Source organism: Embleya sp. AB8 (assembly GCF_049739465.1).
GTDB lineage: Bacteria > Actinomycetota > Actinomycetes > Streptomycetales > Streptomycetaceae > Embleya.
In genome coordinates this window covers 1-17288 of the sequence record NZ_JBMHHY010000055.1, presented here as the reverse complement: position 1 = coordinate 17288, position 17288 = coordinate 1, and the positions used below count along the sequence as shown (strand labels likewise).

Below are 17288 nucleotides of genomic sequence, written 5' to 3'. Positions count from 1 at the left end.
CGGGCCCACGATCCGGAGCCGGCCCGGACTCGCGATCCGGAACCGGCCCGGAGACGAAAGCGGTCTCGGGTGCGGGCACGGCGCGACCATATCCCACGGTCAGGCCACCCGGTCCAGGGACGGCACGGGACGCGCCGCCGCGTTCGCCGGCCGCCCGGGGGCCACCAGCCGGCTCCGTACGAAGATCGTGGCCACCCGCGTGACGACCTCGGTGAGCGCCATCAGCACGAACGCCGCGACCCACGCCTGGGTGGTGGTGATGTGGTGGGCCAGGCTGAACCGGGCGACGTCGTCGGCACCGCCGTGGTCGACCCACACCTGGAACCCCATCCGCGCGCCCATGCCCAGCACCCACAACACCGCGGAGACCGCACCGGCCTTGATCAGCAGGTGCCCGCCGGCGGAGCGGATCCGGGTGAAGACGCCGCCCGCGACACCGAGCGCCGCGCCGATCGCCGTCAGTGCGCCGATCAGTACCAGGTCGTTGCCCGCGGTGGGGATCGTGTGGAGGTACTTGGACGCCACGAAGCCCACGATCCCCAGCGGGATGAGGAAGGTCTTGTGGTCCAACGGGCCTTCCCGAAGCTGCCGGAAGACGACGAGGACGAGGAGGATGTCGATGATCCAGTCGGTGGTGTTCATGCCTCAAGGCTGCCGCTGTCGCCGTTCCCGCACCTGGACCCACGGGTGGAACAACGGGTGGAGCCGTGGGTGGACTTCGGGGACCACCCCGGCCGACCGGGACCTGCCACCGGCCGGTCGCGCCGATCCGGCGCAGGGCTTGCGATGGCGGCCGAGCGGGCCCGGAGGACGTGCGGAGGTGCGGACGGGCAGACGGGCGGACGGGCGGACGGGCGGACGGCAGGGTGAGGCTCCTGCCGGGTGGGTGGCGGTCGTGCCGGGCGGCGAACCCGCCGGGTGGCGCCGGACCGATCGGTGGACGCGGATGCGGTAGGTCGGCCGGTTCCTCGGTCGCGTCTCGACCCGCCGTGGCGGTACGCCGGAGGAATCCCGCGAACGTACGGGTTCGGCACCCTCGTCAAGCAGCCCGAGTTCGGCGACTCGATTCCGGAAGTGCGGTGACACCACGCCCAGTTGCCGAGGGGTGGGGTGGTCCGGGCGGCATGCCGATGTCGGTCCTTGAGTTGCGGTCGATGGTCAGGCGGGTGGCGTGTTCGTGGGCGCTGGCGAGTTGGGTCGTGGACAGCAGCGACCGGGTGGTGCCGGTGAACAGCAGGGCGGCGACAGGGGCGGTGCGCAGCGGGTTGGGCAGGTGGGTGGTGAGGATGTGTGCCACGCGTGGGGTGATCGGCACGGTGGTGATGCCGGGTCCGCCGCGCTCGGCGAGGTCGTCGGGATTTCGAGCAGGAGTTGTCGGCTGAGGAATCCGGCCTGGGCTCCGCGTACGCGGGCGGGTGTGTGCCGGGGCCGGGGGCCGGGGCTCGAGACGGTCAGCCGGGACAGGAACAGCCGCAGTTCGGCCGCAGCGGCCGGATCGGTCCGCGGCACGCGGCGCAGCCGCAGTTGCCGGCTCCTTCCGGACGTCGGCGGCCCCGTCCTGGTCGCAGGAGTCGCGGGCGGGGAGCAACTCGTGCTGCGAGGACTCCGGTTCCCTTTCCTCGATGGTCTGGTCGTCGGGCCGGTTGCGGCGCGGGGAGCGGGCCGGTCGGCCGCGTGTCTGCGGCCACGACTGGGGGATCGTCGGCCCGACGGGCGTGGTCGCGCCCGAAGTTGCGGGTTCCGTCGCATCCCGGCGGGCGCCGTCGCCGTCGGTCGGTTGCCGGCCGTACGGGACGCGGACCGGACGTTCGTCCGAGCCGCGGTCCCGTCGACCGCCGACTTCCGGCGTTGTCGCCCGACCGCGAAGGAGCCACCGGAAGGGTCACATCGGGGTGCCGTGCCGTGCCGTGCCTACGGCCGTCGGGGGGCGCGGTTCACCATGTGGTCGTGCGTAGTACCTCGGCGGTTGCCGGGTCGGCCGGGTAGAACGATTCGATGGCCAGTTCGGCGACGGTGATGTCCAGGGGTGTGCCGAATGTGGCCATCGTGCTGAAGAAGTTCAGGGTGTGCTCGCCGTAGGACATGCGCAGTGGGACGGCGATGTCGCCGGGGCCGGGGAGTTCGATCCCGGGTTCGGGTTGGGCGCACGGGTAGGCGACGAGTTCGTCGTGGAGTTTGATGATGTGGGGGTCGGCGGTGGCTATCACCTGTTGGCGCAGTCGGCTGAGCAGGTGGGCGCGCCATTCGCCGAGGTTGGTGATCAGTGGGGCCAGGCCCTCGGGGTGCAGGGTCAGGCGCAGCAGGTTGAGCGGTTCGCGAAGTAACTCCTCGGATACGCCGACCCGGAAGAGCATCGCCGGTTGGTTGGCCTCCACGCGGTTCCAGTATCGATCCAGGACCACTGCGGGGTATGGCTCGTGTGCGGCCAACACCTGGCGCAGCATCGCGCGCACCGCGCCCATGTGCGGGGCTTCCAGGCTGGTTTCGTGGTAGACGGGCGCGTATCCGGCGGCCAGGAGCAGCGGGTTGCGTTCGCGTAGTTCCAAGCCCAGGGCTTCGGCCAGGCGCAGCACGATGTCGCGGCTGGGCGCGGAGCGGCCGTTCTCGATGAAGCTGAGGTGGCGTGGCGAGATCTCGGCTTGACCGGCCAGTTCGAGTTGGCTGAGCAGGCGGCGTTTGCGCCACTGTCGCAGCAGGTCGCCGATGGGTTGGGTGGGCCGCGTGGTCGTTGTCACCGTCACCTGATCCTTGCCTCGTTCCTCCGGGTGGACGGTGGGGCCGTCCACGGCTTCATTGTCCGGTAACTCCCGGGCCTCGATGACGTGTTTCACGGGATCGGGGCGCCATCGCGGTGTGTCCGGGAGTTCGCCGGCCGGCGCGGGATCGGGGTGGGGATCAGGTGGTGGGTCGGTGTGTGGTGGTGGTCGGCCGGGCGGCCGGGGTCACCAGGTGACCGGCAGTTCGTTCACCCCGTACACCACGGTGTCGTATCGAAACGACAGGTCCTCGAGGTCGGCGGCCAGGCGCAGGTCCGGGAAGCGCCGGAACAGGGCGGGGAGGGCGATCTCCATTTCCATCCGGGCCAGTCCGGCGCCGGGGCAGAAGTGGGTGCCGTGGCCGAAGGCCAGGTGGTGGCGGGCGTCGCGGTCGGGGTCGAAGCGGGAGGCGTCGGTGAATACCCGTTCGTCGTGGTTGGCGGACACGATCGCGAACACCACGGCCTGGCCGGGGCAGACCGGTACTCCGCCGAGTTCGGTGTGTCGCTTGACGACGCGGACCTGGTTGTCCTGGGATACCGACCAGTAGCGGATGAGTTCGTCGATCACTCGGCCGAGCCGGCCGGGCTGGTCGAGCATCGGCGCCACCTGTTCGGGGTGTCGGAGCAGGGTGAGCACGCTGAGCCCGATCTGGCTGGCGGTGGTCTCGGCGCCCGCGACCAGGAGCAGCAGGACCATGGACACCAATTCGTCGCGGCCGAACTCGCCCTTGATCACGTATTCGTGCAGGAGTCGGCTGATCAGGTCGTCGGAGGGTTCGCGTTCCTTGTCCCGGACCAGGCCTTCGAGGTATTGCGACAGGGCTCCGAACTCGGCCGCGGCGACCTCGGCGTTGCGCAGGTCGCATCTGGTTATTTTGACGTTTTGCTCCGCGAAGGCGTCCATGTCGCGTTCGGGCACGCCGAGGATGCGGCCGATCAGCAGCGCGGGGATGGGGAACGCGAAGTCCGCGACCAGGTCGACGGGGTGGGGTGCGTCGGCCATTTTGTCGAGCAGGCTGTTCACGAGGGTGCGTACCGCCGGGCGGTAGGAGTCCACCGCGGTGTTGTTGAACGACGGCATCACCATGCGGCGCACCCGGGTGTGCTCGGGTGGGTCCAGGCGCAGGAACGAGTGCAGGACGGGGTCGGGCGGCAGCGGCAGGCGCAGCGGGAAGCCCGGCAGGGTGATGTCCACGCTGAGTGCGGAGTCGAGCATGGCGGCGCGCATGTCCGCGTAGCTGGTGATCAACCAGGCCAGGGTGCCGTCGTGCAGGCGGACCTGGCGCGGGGGTTCGTCGCGCATCTCGGTGTACTGGTCGGGCGGGAGCATCGGGCAGGAGCGGGGCATCGGCCAGGTCGGGATGGCGGTCTCGGGCAGGGTCATCGTGTCTCCTTGTGCGGATCGTGCGTTCGGGTGCCTCTCGGGCCGGCGGGGAAGGTGCGGGGGCCGGCGCGGTGGGCGGGGTTGGTCGCCCACCGGGCCGGGCCGGTTCGAGGTGCGGCGGGTGCCGCGGTGGTGCTCAGCTCTCCTGTGGTTGCCCGGCGGTTGCGGGGAGCAGTTGGGCGAGGCCGGCGACGATGACGGTGAAGGCGGCGAGGACGGCGACGCTCCACTCGAAGGCGTGCGCGTAGGTGATCGAGTCGCCGTGGCCGAGGATGCCGAAGAACACCACGCCGATGGCGGCGACGCCGAATGCGTTGCCGCATTCTTGTGCGGTGGACAGTACACCGGCGGCGGCCGAGGCGTGGCCGGGCGAGACGCGGGCCAGGACGGTGGGGTTGACGGGGTTGATGAACAGTGCCATGCCGGCTCCGGCGATGCACAGGCCGGGCATCACCCATGGGGAGGGCCCGGTGACGCCGATGCCGAGGACGGCGACGATCATCAGCCCGTATCCCAGTGCGACCACCAACGCGCCCACGGTCAGGACGTGTTTGCCCATGCGTTCGCCCAGTGCGGGGGCGACGAACGCGGCCGGGACGTAGCCGATGCCGAGTGCGGCGAAGACCAGGCCCGTGGTCAGCGGGGACAGGCCGTGGCCGTCCTGGAGGTACAGGGCGAGTACGAGCATGAACGAGGCCATCGCGGCGAAGAAGCCGAGGACGAGCAGCACGCCGACGGAGAACGCCCGTTCGCGGAAGAGGGCGAGCGAGATCAGCGGCGCCTTGTCGTGGCGTTCCAGCCAGTGTTGGCGGTAGGCGAAGCCGGCGAGCAGGGGCGCGGAGGCGAACAGGCACAGCCACGACCACAGGGGCCAGCCCTGTTCCCGGCCTTCGACGAGGGGGAAGACGATGGCGAGCAGGCCGAGGGAGCCGAGGAAGGAGCCGAACAGGTCCAGGCCCAGGCGTCCGCTGCCGCGCGATTCGGTGAGGTACATGCGCATCAGGATCAGCGAGGCGATGCCGATGGGCACGTTGATCAGGAAGATGGTGCGCCAGCCCAGTCCGGCGATGTCCAGGTGGATCAGGACGCCGCCGATGAATTGGCCGAACGTGGAGCCGACCCCCATGGACAGGGCGAACGCGGTGAACGCGCGCACGCGTTGGGGTCCGCTGAAGGAGGTGTTGATGATGGCGAGCATCTGCGGGGTCATCACCGCCGCGCCGACGCCTTGCACCACGCGTGCCGCGATCAGCACCCCGGAGTTCGGGGCGACGCCGGCCGCCAGTGAGGCCGCGGTGAACAGCACCATGCCCAGGGCGAACATGCGCCGTCTGCCGTACAGGTCGCCGAGTCGGCCGGCGGTGAGCATGCACGCGGCGTAGGAGAGGTTGAAGCCGGACACGATGAACTCGATGGCCGCGGGGCTCGCGTGCAGGTCGGCGCGGGTGGAGGGGATGGCCACGTTGACCACGAAGAAGTCCAGCGTGATCATGAACATGCCGGAGACCACGAGGAGGATGCGGATCAGCCCGTGCCGGTCCATGCCCGGCTCGGCCCCCGGTGCCGCGTCGAGCGCGGGAGAGCGGGTGTTTGCGTCGGTCGACATATGGTCGGACTCCCGATGGATGGGTCGTCGGTGCGTGGGCCGGTCGGCCCGGGTGTCGTCGGTCTGGGCGCCGTCGGTCCGGGTGCGGTTGGTTCGGGTGCGGTTGGTTCGGGTGCGGTCGATCGATGGGGACGTGCCGGGACACCGGCGCGGCGTGGTGCCGTGCCGGGTCGCGCCGGCATTGCCGGCGCAAAGTGCGCCGCGTTGGCCGGCAGGGCCCAGGGTCGGGTCACCCGGGCCCTGCCGGAGTTCGGGGGGCCTCCCGGTCAGTCGGCCTGGGCCATGTCGATGAACTGGTGGTCGCGGAGCATGCGACCGTCCGCGTCGAGGACGACGACCTGGGTGCCGATCATCGTCGGCTCACCGCCGGCGACCGGGAACACCTCCCACTGGTAGCGCACGGCCTCCTGGGTGATGTCGATGCGCGCCACCCGGAAGCCGAATCCCCGGGGAACGAAGTGGTCGTAGGCCTCGGTGACCGCCAGCTCGATGCCTTCGAGGCCTCGGTAGACGGTGCCGGCGTTGCTGTAGACACAGTTGGGCGCCCACAGTTCGGCGAGGTTCGCGCGGCGGATCTCGGGGTCGGGCTCCGCCCAGGTGGCGACGTACTTTTCCACGCTCGCTTCGATGTCGCTCACGGTTCTCCTCATGCGGTCGTGCGGATACGAAGATGTGGGGCCGGGGCCCGTCGGGCGGCGGATGCCGCCGGCCACGCATCGAGCCTGGCAGTGGGGTGGGCGGTGGGTCGATTACCTCGGATGTAATAAATCCGGGCTCGGGTCGGACCCCGCGGCGGCCCCGATGCCCGCTTCGAACACATCAGCTGCGAATCAGCCGGGCGTCAGCTTCGGCTGTTTACCTGATCTCGATGAATACCAGTGGAGAGCTGCGTGAGATGAGTCGGCGCGAGCGCCGAGACGCCTTGGAAGATCTCGTGGTGTCCTGTGTCAGGGAGTTGCTGCTGATGGAGGATGGCGAGGAACTGCCCCTTGATCAGGGCTACTTCGACCTGGGCCTGACGTCCCTGCGCCTCAACGACATGCGCGCCCACCTGGAGCGTGTGTTGGATGTCGGCATCGACGCCACCGTCTTGTTCGGCCTGCCCACGGTCGACCGGCTCGTTGCGCATCTGACCGATCAGCTCTCCACCGAGCGCGCCGATCACGAGCTACCGAACCGGGAGACCAGCGATGTCGGATGAGCCGGGTGTCGGGAACGGTTGGGATCGTGACGAGGAGCCCGTCGCGATCGTCGGGATCGGGCTTCGCCTGCCCGGCGGAGCCGAATCCCCAGACGATTTCGACGAGTTCCTGCGCGCGGGTCGCTCGGGTATTCGCACCATCCCCGAGGACCGTTGGGACGTCGAGGCGCTGCGCGCCCGCACCCCGGACGAGCGGGGGCGGATCGCCACCCACAGCGGCGGATTCCTGGACCGGGTGGACCTGTTCGACGCGCCGTTCTTCAACATCTCGCCCAAGGAGGCCAGGTACGTCGATCCCCAGCAGCGCATGGTGTTGGAGACGGCGTGGCAGGCCCTGGAACACGCGGGCATCGACCCGACGCCGCTGCGGCGCGGCGATGGCGGGGTGTTCATGGGCGTCAGCTCGTTCGACTGGGCGCTGCACGTGGCCGGGCTGCCGTTCGAGGAGTTGGACGGGCATCTGGCCGCCGGATGCACGATGTTCTCGATATCGGGCCGGGTTTCCTACTTCCTGGGGTGGCGCGGCCCGAGCATGTGCGTGGACACCGCGTGCTCCTCGTCGCTGAGCGCGCTGCACCTGGCGGTTCGGGCGCTGCGCGGCGGCGAGTGCTCGATCGCGCTCACCGGCGGTGTCAATGCGTTGCACCATCCGAATTTCATGGTGATGTTCTCACACGGGCAGATGCTTTCCGAGGACGGTCGCTGCAAGGCGTTCGACGAGTCGGCCGACGGCTATGCCCGCGCCGAGGGGTGCGGTGTGCTGGTGCTCAAGCGGGTGTCCGACGCGCTCCGCGACGGCGACACCGTGCACGCGCTGATCCGCGGCACCGCCATCGGTCAGGACGGGGACAGCGCCGGGTTGACCGTGCCGCACGGCCCCTCCCAGGAGGCGGTCATCCACAGCGCGCTCGCCGCGGCCCGACTGTCCCCGGCGGACATCCAGTACGTGGAGGCGCACGGCACCGGCACCCCGCTGGGCGATCCGATCGAACTCGGCGCAATCAACGCGGTGTTCGCGAAGTCGCACGCCGACGAGCCGCTGGTGGTGGGCTCGGCGAAGACCAACGTCGGGCACTTGGAGCCGGCCGCGGGCATCGTGGGTGTGATCAAGACCGTGCTGCAACTGCGCTCGGCCACGATCTATCCGCACCTGAACTTCACCGAGCCCGCCCGGCGCATCCCGTGGGACCAATACCCGGTCGTGGTGCCGACGAAGTGCCTGCCGTGGCGGGCGCCGGTGCGACGCGCGGTGGTCAACAGCTTCGGCTTCGCGGGCACCATCGCGGCGACCGTGCTCGAACAGGCGCCGCCGGTGCAGGAGGCCCAACCGGCGGAACCCGGCTTCGGGGTCGGCGTGTTCACCCTGTCCGGGAAGAACGCCGCCGGTCTGCGCCGCCAGGCCGAAAGCTACCGGGCCTTCGTGGCGGCGCACCCGGACGTCGACCCGGAGCGGCTGTGCCACACCACCAATGTCGGCCGGGCCCATCTGACCCACCGACTGGCGGGGGTGGTCGGCAACCGCAAGGATGTGGTCCGGCTGTTGGACGCGGCGCTGGAGCCCGACGATCGGCCCGCGCCGCCGGCCGTGCGCAAGGTCGCGTTCCTGTTCGGCGGGCAGGGCGCCCAGTACGCGGGCATGGGCGCGGCGCTGTACGAGCGCTTCCCGGTCTTTCGCGCCGAACTCGACGCGTGCGAGGAGTTGTTCGCGCCGCGGGCGAGCACATCGGTGCGGGATCTGATCCTGGGCCGGGCCGAGGATCCGGCGCTGCTCGATCGCACCGAATTCACCCAGCCCGCGCTGTTCGCCTTCGAGGTCGCGCTCGCCCGGCTGTGGATGTCGTGGGGGGTGCAGCCGAACGTGGTGATCGGACACAGCATCGGCGAGGTCTCGGCGGCGGCGGTGGCCGGGTTGTTCTCGCTGCCCGACGCGGTCACCCTGGTCGCGGCCCGGGCCCGGTTGATGCAGTCGGTGCGCAAGCCCGGCGCGATGGCCGCGGTCGCCCTGCCCGCCGAGGAGGTGCTTGCGCTGCTGGAGGGGCGAGTCGATCTCGCGCTCGCCGCGGTGAACGCGCCGGACCAGTGCGTGGTCTCCGGAGCCGCCGAGCAACTGGACGTGTTGGTGGCCGAGTTGCGTGAGCGGGGCGCGCGGGTGGACGCGTTGGCGGTGTCGCACGCCTTCCATTCGCCGTTGATGACCGAGGTGTTCGACGAGTTCCGGGCCGCCCTCGCGGACATCACCTTCCGGCCCCCGGAGATTCCGCTGATCTCCAACGTCACCGGCGCCCTGGCCAAGTTCGCCGAGCTGGGTCGGGCCGACTACTGGGTGCGGCACATCGGCGAACCGGTGTTGTTCATGTCCGGTGTCCGCGCGGTCGAACAGCGCGGCCGGCACGCGTTCGTGGAGATCGGACCGTCCACCGCGCTCACCGCGCTGGCCAAACGATCCGTCACCGCCGAGGAGCACCGCTGGGCGGCCAGTGTCCGCCGCCGCGATCCGCGCGGCGACACCGCGCTGCGCGGTCTGGCCGAGTTGTACACCGCCGGGATCGCCGTCGACTGGCGGGGCGTGCACGCCGGCCGGCGCTCGACCCGGATCCCCCTGCCCACCTACGCGTTCGAACGCAAGCGCTACTGGCTGCCGGTGACGGGCCCGACCGGCGCCGGGGCGAGCGGGCCGGCCCAGGGCGCCGGCTGGCATCCCCTGCTCGGCCGACCGGTTCCCGCCCTCGAGGGGGATCCCGAGGGCACCCGGCGATTCGTCGCGACCTGCACCGCCGAGCATCCCGCCTGCCTGGCCGGGCACGTCGGCCCGAACGGTCCGGAGTTGCCCGCCGCCGCGTATGTGGAGCTGATGCTGGCGCTGCGCGACCTGGTCTACGGCGACAGCCACGGCGCGGTACACGATCTGGTGGTGTCGCACGAGGCCCTGCCGCTGTCCGAGGAGACCCCCGTCGAGCTGCGCACCCGGCTGATCCCGGCGGCCGACGGCGGGTCCCGCGTCGAAGTGGTCGCCGGGCCGGTGGCGGACGAACGGGTGTACGCCACGGCCTTCCTGGCCGATCCGGCGGACGTGCGCGGTCCGGACGCGGCCCTGCGGGCCTCGGCCGATCGGCCCGGTCCGATCCAAGAGAGTGTGGCCGCCGAGGACGTGTACACCGACCTCGCGTCGGTGGGCCGCCGGCACGGGCCCGGTCATCGGCGGCTGACGCGGGTGGTGCGGCACGCCGGCGCCACCGTGACCGCCGAGCTGACCGGCCGCGACGGCGGCACGCTCGAGCACGTCCCCGTCGAGGTGGTGACCGCCGCGCTGCAGGCCGCGGTGGCCGCCGACGCGTACAGCCCGGCGTTCGTCGCCACCCGGTTCGGCGAGATCCGCCTGTTCCGCAAGCCCCGGGGCGAGTTGCTTCGGGTGGTCGCCCGGGTGGCCGGGTCCGGGCCCGAGGAGCGCCTGGCGGACCTGCTGATCCTGGACGGCGACGCGCCCGTCCTCGAACTGCGCGGGGTGCACCTGACCCGGCCCGAACCGGCCGACCGTCGCCCCGAGTTCCTGCATCGCCTGAGCTGGCTGCGTCGGCGCATCGACTCCCGCCCCGACCGGGAGGCGGCGCCCCGACACGTGGTCGTCCTGGGCGCCGACCACGAACGCCTCGCTGCGACCGGCCGCGCGGCCGGTGCCCGCCTGTCCCACCCAAAGGGCCCGGAGGAACTCGCGGCGGCACTGGGCGATGCCACGGTCACCGACGTGTGCTGGTTCTGGCAGCCGGGCCAGGGGGCGATGTCGGCCGAGCGGCTGCGCCGGGAATGCGCGCGCAACTACACCGACCTGCTGGCCCTGGTGGCCGCGTTGACCGGCGCCGGGCCGCACGTGGCGCCGCGCCTGTGGCTGATCACCGAACGGGCCCAGTGGCTTGCGGGCGATCGGCCCGACACCGGGGAGAACCTCCCGGCCGCGACCCTGTGGGGCTTCGGGCACGTGCTGCTCAACGAGTACCCCCGCTACCGGGCCACGCTGGTCGACCTGCCCGCCGGCGCCGATCCCGGGCTGTTGGCCCAGGAGTGGACCGCCGCGGACGTCGGCGACTTCCAGATCGCCCACCGCGACGGGCACCGCTACGTTCGTCGCCTGCTCCCCGGCGCCCGAACGCCCGCCTGGGACGGCGGATTCGCACTGCAAGCGGTGGAGAGCAACGCGTCGAGCGAACTGCGGCCCGTACCCGCCGAGGCCGGCCCGCCCGGCCCCGGGGAAGTGCTGGTGCGGGTGCACGCCGCCGCGGTCCACCACCGCGACCTGCGGCGGCGGAACCCGGACACCGGGCCGGCCGCCGCCGAGGACGCGCCGGTGCCCGGTTGGGGATGCTCCGGCACGGTGATCGCGGCCGGCCCGGATGCCGGCCCCGCGGTCGGCGATCGGGTCGTGGTGCACCACCGCGGCACCGCGCGCCACACGGTCACGGTGCCGGCCGCGGCGGCGGCCGTGGTGTGCTCGGGCCTGTCGCTGGACGTGGCGGCGGGGCTGCCCGCGGCCTACCTCGCGGCTCGCGTCGCGCTGGACGCGGTGGCCGACGTGGCGGCCGGTGCGCTCGTCCTGGTGCACGCCGGCGGCGGGATCGGCCAGGCGTTGACCGCGCTGGCGATCGGCGCCGGACACGAGGTGATCACCACCGCCGAGCCGGACGCGAGGAATCGGGTCGCGACGTCGGCGCGGCCGGGCACCCACCGGGTGCTCGCCCCCGACACCCCCGACCTCGCCGCCGAGGTGCTGAAGCTGACCGACGGGCAGGGCGTCGACGTGGCCTTCGTCGATCCGAGCCCGGGGCGGGTGTCGATCGGCGTCGAATGCCTGGTCGAGGGCGGGCGATACGTGCTGCTGGGTACCGATCCGCACCCGAGCGGGGACACGGCTGCGGGCGCGGCTGCCGATGCGAGTGCCGACCCGGGCGGGCCGGCGCGCGTATCGCACCGGTGGGCCGACCCGGGCGCGCTGGACGACGCGACGCGCGCGGCGTTGGTCGCCGAAGTGCTGCCGGCGGTGGTCGAGGCCGTGCGGGCCGGCGAGTTGCCGCCGATCCGGGTGGAGGTCTTCGACCTGGACGAGGCCGACGAGGCCCTGGCCGCGAGCCGCGCCGGCATCGGCGCCCAGCCGGTGGTGCGCATGCTGCCCACCGGGGCCGATGCGCCGGAAGCAGCGGATGCCCCAGGGGAATTCGCCGGACTCGACGCACCCGGCAGGTGCGGGAGCGGGCCCGAGCCGACCGCGACCCGCACCCGCCTCGATCCGGCCGCCGCGCCGATCGCCGAGCCGGCCAACCCGGTCCGGCCCGACCGTGCCTACCTGATCAGCGGCGGTCTGGGCGGTCTGGGCCTGGTCACCGCGACGAAGCTCGCCGACCTGGGTGCCCGTCATCTGATCCTGGTCGGGCGCAGCGGCGTACCGACCGAGGAAGCGGTCCCGATCCTGCGGGAGTTGGCCGAGCAAACCGAGGTCACGGTGGTGCGCGCCGACCTGGGCGACGCCGACGACGTCGCACGCCTGTTCACCGAGGTGCGGGCCGGCGGGGTGCCGCTGGGCGGAATAGTGCACGCGGCCGGCAGCGCGGGGGCGGGCCTGATCGGCACGCTGAGCTGGCCGGACATCGACGCCCAGCTCCGGGCCCAGGCCTACGGCGGCTGGCTGTTGCACGAGGCCGCGCTGGACTGCCCCGACCTGGACTTCTTCGTGGTGCACTCGTCCATCGCCGCCGTGGTCGGCGGCTCGACCCAGTCCCACTACGCGGCCGCGTTCGCGTTCCTGGACGGCCTGATCACCTGGCGGGCCCGGCAGGGTCTGCCCGGGCGCAGCGTCAACTGGGGCATGTGGTCGCGCGTGGGCATGTCGGCCCGACTGGACGAGAAAGTGGCCCGGGAGTTGGAGCGCGGCGGCCTGCGGTTCTTCTCTCCCGCACGGGCCCTGCGCACGCTGGGGCGCCTGTTGCCGGCCCCGGAGCAGCGGTACGTGGGCGGCGAGTGGGACTGGGCGCGATACCAGGCGGCCAGTCCGCTGCGCAACGCGCTGTACTCCCGGGTGGCGAACCCGCAGGCGCACGACGCCGACGCCGAACGCGCGGTCGGGCGGTCCGGGTTGGATCCGGCCGCACTGCTCGCCAAGCCGCGGCCGGAGCGCCTGGCCGAGTTGGGGCGGGAGGTGCTGACGCGGGTGGTCGCGGCGCTGCACGCCGACGAGGGCGAGGAGATCGACCCGAGCACCGAGTTCGTGTCGCTGGGCCTGGACTCGCTGATGGCGCTCGAACTGCGCACCGGCCTGGAGAAGTTGTTGCGCATCCCGCTGCCCGCCTCGATCGCGTTCGACTTCCCCACCCCGCACCTGCTGACCGAATTCCTCGACGCGCAACTGGTCCCCGCGACCGACTGAGCGCCGAGCGGCCCGCACCGGGCCGTGGCATCCCTCACCAAGGAGACCCATGGACGACGCCACGCACTGGACGCTGGTCGCCACGTCCGCCGCGCACGCCCGCGACCGCGGCGACCACCCGGCCGTGTTGTGCCAGGGCCGTCGGATGGACTACGCAGAGCTGCACCGCGTGAGCAATCGGGCCGCGCACGCGCTGCGTTCGGTCGGCGTCGACCGGGGCGCCCGGGTGGCCTGGCTGGGCCGCGAATCGGAGTACTACTACGCGGTGGTACTCGGCTGCGCCAAGGCCGGCGCGGTGCTGGTGCCGGTGAACTGGCGCCTGACCGCCCGCGAGGCGGATCACATCCTGCGCGACTCCGGGGCCCGAGTACTGTTCGTGGACCGGGAGTTCTTGTCGGTGGCCGAGCGAGTGCGGCCGACTCTGCCCGAGTTGCGCACCCTGGTGCACATCGACGCGCCCGGGGCGGGCGGCGGGCCGGCCGAGGGCCTGAAAGCGTGGTGGGCCGACTTTCCCGACACCGATCCGGGCGTGCCGGCGGACGCGGAGGACGCGCTCGTCCAGATCTACACCAGCGGAACCACCGGGCTGCCCAAGGGCGCCGTCGTCCCGCACCGCAGCTTCTTCACGCTGCCCCCGGCGATGCGCGCCGCCGGGGTGGACTGGCTCGACTGGCGACCCGAGGACGTCAGCCTGATCTCGCTGCCCGGCCTGGGCACGGCCGGCACCTGCTGGTTCTGGCACGGCTTCAACGCGGGCCTCACCAACGTGGTCATGCGCGAGTTCGTACCGCAGGAGGCGGTCCGGCTGATCCGTACGCTCGGCGTGACCACCACGTTCGCCGCGCCCGCGATGTTGCGGATGATGTTGGACGAACGCGAGGCCGAGCCCGCGGCGTTCGCCTCCATGCGCAAGGTCGCCTACGGCGGGGAACCGATCTCCACCGCACTGCTGACCCGCTGTATGGGCGTGTTCGGCTGCGAGTTCGTGCAGATCTACGGCAGCACGGAGACCGCGAGCGTCCCGGTGTGTCTGCCGCCGGCCGACCACGTGCCCGACAGTCGGCTGCTGCGCTCGGCCGGCCGCGTGCTCCCGGGCTGCGACCTGCGGATCCTCGACCGCGACGGCAACACGCTGCCGGCCGGCGAGATCGGGCAGATCTGCATCGGCACGCCCTCGCGCATGCTGGGCTATTGGAACCGCCCCGAGGCGACCGCGCGCACGCTGCGCGACGGTTGGCTGTACATGGGCGACAACGGCTACCTCGACGAGGACGGCTACCTGTTCGTGTGCGACCGGATCGACGACACCATCATCGTCGCCGGCCAGAACATCTACCCGGCCGAGATCGAGAAGGAACTCGCCGAGCACCCCGCGGTCGCCGAGTGCGCGGTGATCGGCACGGCCGACCCGCGCTGGGGCGAGGCGGTGCGCGCCTGCGTGGTGTTGCGGCCCGGACAACGGGCCACGCCACGCGAGTTGATGCTCTTCCTGCGCGGCCGGGTGGCCGACTACAAGATTCCCTCCGGATACCACGTCCTGGCCGCGCTCCCGCGCAACCCGGCCGGGAAGGTGCTGCGTCGGGTGGTCCGCGAACAGCTGGAGACCGATCTGCAGGCACCACGAGCACAACCCGCCGGCGCAGCGTCGGCCGCACACCCCGAAGCCATGAAAGGAACTCCACGGTGACTTCCGCGATAGCCGGCAAGATGTCCCGACCGGGCCAGTGGTTCCAGCCCGCCGAGGCCGACCCCGAGGCCCGCATCCGACTGCTGCTGTTCCCGCACGCCGGCAGCGGCGCGATCATCTACCGGGACTGGCCCGACGTCCTCCCGCGCGACATCGGCGCCCAGGCCCTGACGCTGCCCGGGCGCCAGGAGCGCCGCGACGAGAGCGCGTACACCGCGTGGGAACCGCTGGTCGAGGGCCTGTACGAGGCCGTGCTCGGCACGATCGACCATCGGCCGTACGCCTTCTTCGGCCACTGCCTCGGCGCCCAGCTCGCCTACGAGTTGGCGGTGCGCCTGGAGCACGACGGGGTGCCCGGACCGCTCATGGTGGGCATGTCGGGCTGGGCGCCCAAGGGCTTCTTCGTCCCGGCGGAGAAGCACATCAAGATGCCGGAGGAGGAACTGGTCGCCTGGATGAAGCGGCTCGGGTCGTTCCCGTCCGAGATCTACGACAACCCCGAGATGTTGGGGATGGTGATCCCGGCGCTGCGCGCGGACCTTGCGGTGGCGGCGCAGCGGGTGGACAGCGGCGCGTTCGTGCCCTGCCCGCTGGCGTCCTACGGCGGGCATAACGACGGTCTCCAGGAGGAGCCGGACGCGTTCGAGTCCTGGGTGCCGCGCAGCCCGCAGTATTTGGGGCATCGTGAGTACCCGGGCGGGCACTTCTTCATCGACGTCCATGTGGAGGCGATCACCCAGGACTTCTGCGCCCAGCTGTACCGGTTGGCGGAGTCCGCGCGCGGTTGAGCCGCGCGGCGCGGGCCCGCCGGCGAGCGCGGGCCCGCGGGACCGACATCGAGGAGCACACATGCCCGACATCGCCAGGCAGCACGATGCCCGGCCGCAATTCGGAATCCTGTTGCCCACGCGTGAGCAGGCCATCGTCGGCACGCTCGACGCCGAACCGCTGCTCGACTTCGCCAGGCGGGCCGAGTCGCTGGGCTACGACTCGCTGTGGGCCGGCGACTCGTTGGTGGCCCGGCCCCGGTTGGATCCGCTGGTCGTGCTGGCCGCCGCGGCGGCGACCACGCGGCGGATCGGCCTGGGCACCGCGGCGCTGACCCCGGCGCTGCGGAATCCGCTGATCGGCGCCAACCTGATCACCAGCCTGGACCATGTGTCCGCCGGACGGCTCACCCTGGGCCTGGGGTCGGGTTTCCCGATCCCGGAGACCGAGCGGGAGTTCGCGGCGGTGGGGGCCTCGTTTCGGGGCCGGGCCGGGCACCTGGACGAGGTGGTCGAGCTGTGGCGCCGGGCCTGGCGCGGTGACCGTTCGGAGGTCGACGACGGCGGGGCCGACGCGGATATCCCGGACACCGACCGCCTGTTGCGGCCCGCGCGAGCGGGCGGGCCGCCGTTGTGGCTGGCCGGGAGCGACACGCCGGCGGTGCTGCGGCGGGTCGCCCGGCGCTACGACGGTTGGTTGCCGTTCCTGCCGTCCTCGGACCAGTATGCGAAGGCATGGCAGCGGATCGGGGAATTGTCCGAGGCCGCGGGTCGACCGGCAAACGCGGTCACGCCGGGGTTGTACGCGACGCTGATCGTGCATCGGGACGAGGCCGTGGCAAAGGCCGAGCTGTCGGAGTACACCCGGCGCTACTACCGTCGTTCGCTCGCCGAGATGGCGAGTTTCCAGGCGTATTGCTGGGGTCCGGCGGACAAGTGCGCGAAGTGGCTGTCGGAGTACGTGCAGGCCGGCGCGCGGCACATCGTGCTCCGGGTCGGGTCGTTGCGGCCGGGAGACGCACTGGAGGAGATCGCCGAGACGGTGCTGCCGGCCGTACGGCACTGAACCCCGACGACCGGCCGGCCCGCGAGTGCGGGCCGGCCGGTCGTCGGGGTGATGGGGTACGGGCGGCGCGGGGTGGTGAGTCGCGGGGCTCGGCGGGCTCGAACGTGTGGGGCCACCCGCGCCGTTGCGGCGCTGCTCCGCCGCGGCGGGCGACTCGATTCGAGGCGTGGCCTCGCGGGCTTCGGGTGGTTCACCCGTTTCGTGTGCGGAGAGGGCAGGATTCGAACCTGCGCGGACCCCGAAGAATCCGACCACGGCGAAAAGCCAGGTCCCCGATAAGCCACTCCGGGCACCTCTCCCGATCCCGACCCGCGCCCCGAAGGACCCGCGTCGTTCCCGTACTTGCCTGCGGACGACCCGACCCGACCGCCCCCGGGGGGCTTCGGGTGGTTCATCCGTTTCCTGCGCGG

At 71.9% G+C, this 17288-nt stretch carries 11 protein-coding genes and 1 tRNA gene; 5 read left to right on the top strand and 7 right to left on the bottom strand.

Annotated features, from left to right (window positions below; translation table 11 throughout):
- Window positions 1-99 precede the first annotated feature (99 nt).
- From ABIA38_RS44370 to ABIA38_RS44345, 6 genes are all read right to left on the bottom strand, one after another.
- Window positions 100-642 (bottom strand): hypothetical protein, encoded by a 543-nt coding sequence (locus ABIA38_RS44370; protein ID WP_424644744.1) that lies wholly within the window; start codon window positions 640-642, stop codon window positions 100-102.
- A 397-nt stretch (window positions 643-1039) separates the two neighbouring features.
- Entirely contained in the window at window positions 1040-1297 is a 258-nt protein-coding gene (locus tag ABIA38_RS44365) for a hypothetical protein (RefSeq protein WP_424644743.1), read from the bottom strand.
- Between the two features lie 637 nt (window positions 1298-1934).
- Entirely contained in the window at window positions 1935-2735 is an 801-nt protein-coding gene (locus ABIA38_RS44360; RefSeq protein ID WP_424644742.1) for a helix-turn-helix domain-containing protein, read from the bottom strand.
- A 207-nt stretch (window positions 2736-2942) separates the two neighbouring features.
- Window positions 2943-4142, bottom strand: a complete 1200-nt coding sequence (locus ABIA38_RS44355) for a cytochrome P450 (RefSeq protein WP_424644741.1) — start codon at window positions 4140-4142, stop codon at window positions 2943-2945.
- Between the two features lie 136 nt (window positions 4143-4278).
- Window positions 4279-5748, bottom strand: coding sequence for an MFS transporter (locus tag ABIA38_RS44350; RefSeq protein ID WP_424644740.1), 1470 nt, complete (start codon window positions 5746-5748; stop codon window positions 4279-4281).
- A gap of 266 nt (window positions 5749-6014) precedes the next feature.
- Entirely contained in the window at window positions 6015-6386 is a 372-nt protein-coding gene (locus ABIA38_RS44345; protein ID WP_424644739.1) for a nuclear transport factor 2 family protein, read from the bottom strand.
- Window positions 6387-6616: 230 nt separating this feature from the next.
- Here ABIA38_RS44345 and ABIA38_RS44340 point away from each other — a divergent pair, with 230 nt between their 5' ends.
- The 5 genes from ABIA38_RS44340 (at window position 6617) to ABIA38_RS44320 (ending at window position 16878) form a co-directional block, all read left to right on the top strand.
- The gene (locus ABIA38_RS44340) at window positions 6617-6949 is read left to right on the top strand and encodes an acyl carrier protein (protein WP_424644738.1); all 333 of its coding nucleotides are present in this window, start codon (window positions 6617-6619) and stop codon (window positions 6947-6949) included.
- Window positions 6939-13358 (top strand): SDR family NAD(P)-dependent oxidoreductase, encoded by a 6420-nt coding sequence (locus ABIA38_RS44335; RefSeq protein ID WP_424644737.1) that lies wholly within the window; start codon window positions 6939-6941, stop codon window positions 13356-13358. Before ABIA38_RS44340 ends, ABIA38_RS44335 begins: the two co-directional genes overlap by 11 nt.
- A 49-nt stretch (window positions 13359-13407) precedes the next feature.
- A complete protein-coding gene (locus tag ABIA38_RS44330; RefSeq protein WP_424644736.1) occupies window positions 13408-15045 on the top strand; it encodes a long-chain-fatty-acid--CoA ligase in 1638 nt (545 codons plus the stop codon).
- A complete protein-coding gene (locus ABIA38_RS44325) occupies window positions 15042-15833 on the top strand; it encodes a thioesterase II family protein (RefSeq protein ID WP_424644735.1) in 792 nt (263 codons plus the stop codon). The genes ABIA38_RS44330 and ABIA38_RS44325 overlap by 4 nt, the downstream gene beginning before the upstream one ends.
- A 61-nt stretch (window positions 15834-15894) precedes the next feature.
- Window positions 15895-16878, top strand: a complete 984-nt coding sequence (locus ABIA38_RS44320) for an LLM class flavin-dependent oxidoreductase (protein WP_424644734.1) — start codon at window positions 15895-15897, stop codon at window positions 16876-16878.
- 206 nt (window positions 16879-17084) lie between these two features.
- On the opposite strand, the gene ABIA38_RS44315 is transcribed toward ABIA38_RS44320, so the two are convergent.
- Window positions 17085-17177: transfer RNA gene (locus ABIA38_RS44315), tRNA-Lys, on the bottom strand.
- Between the last annotated feature and the right edge of the window lie 111 nt (window positions 17178-17288).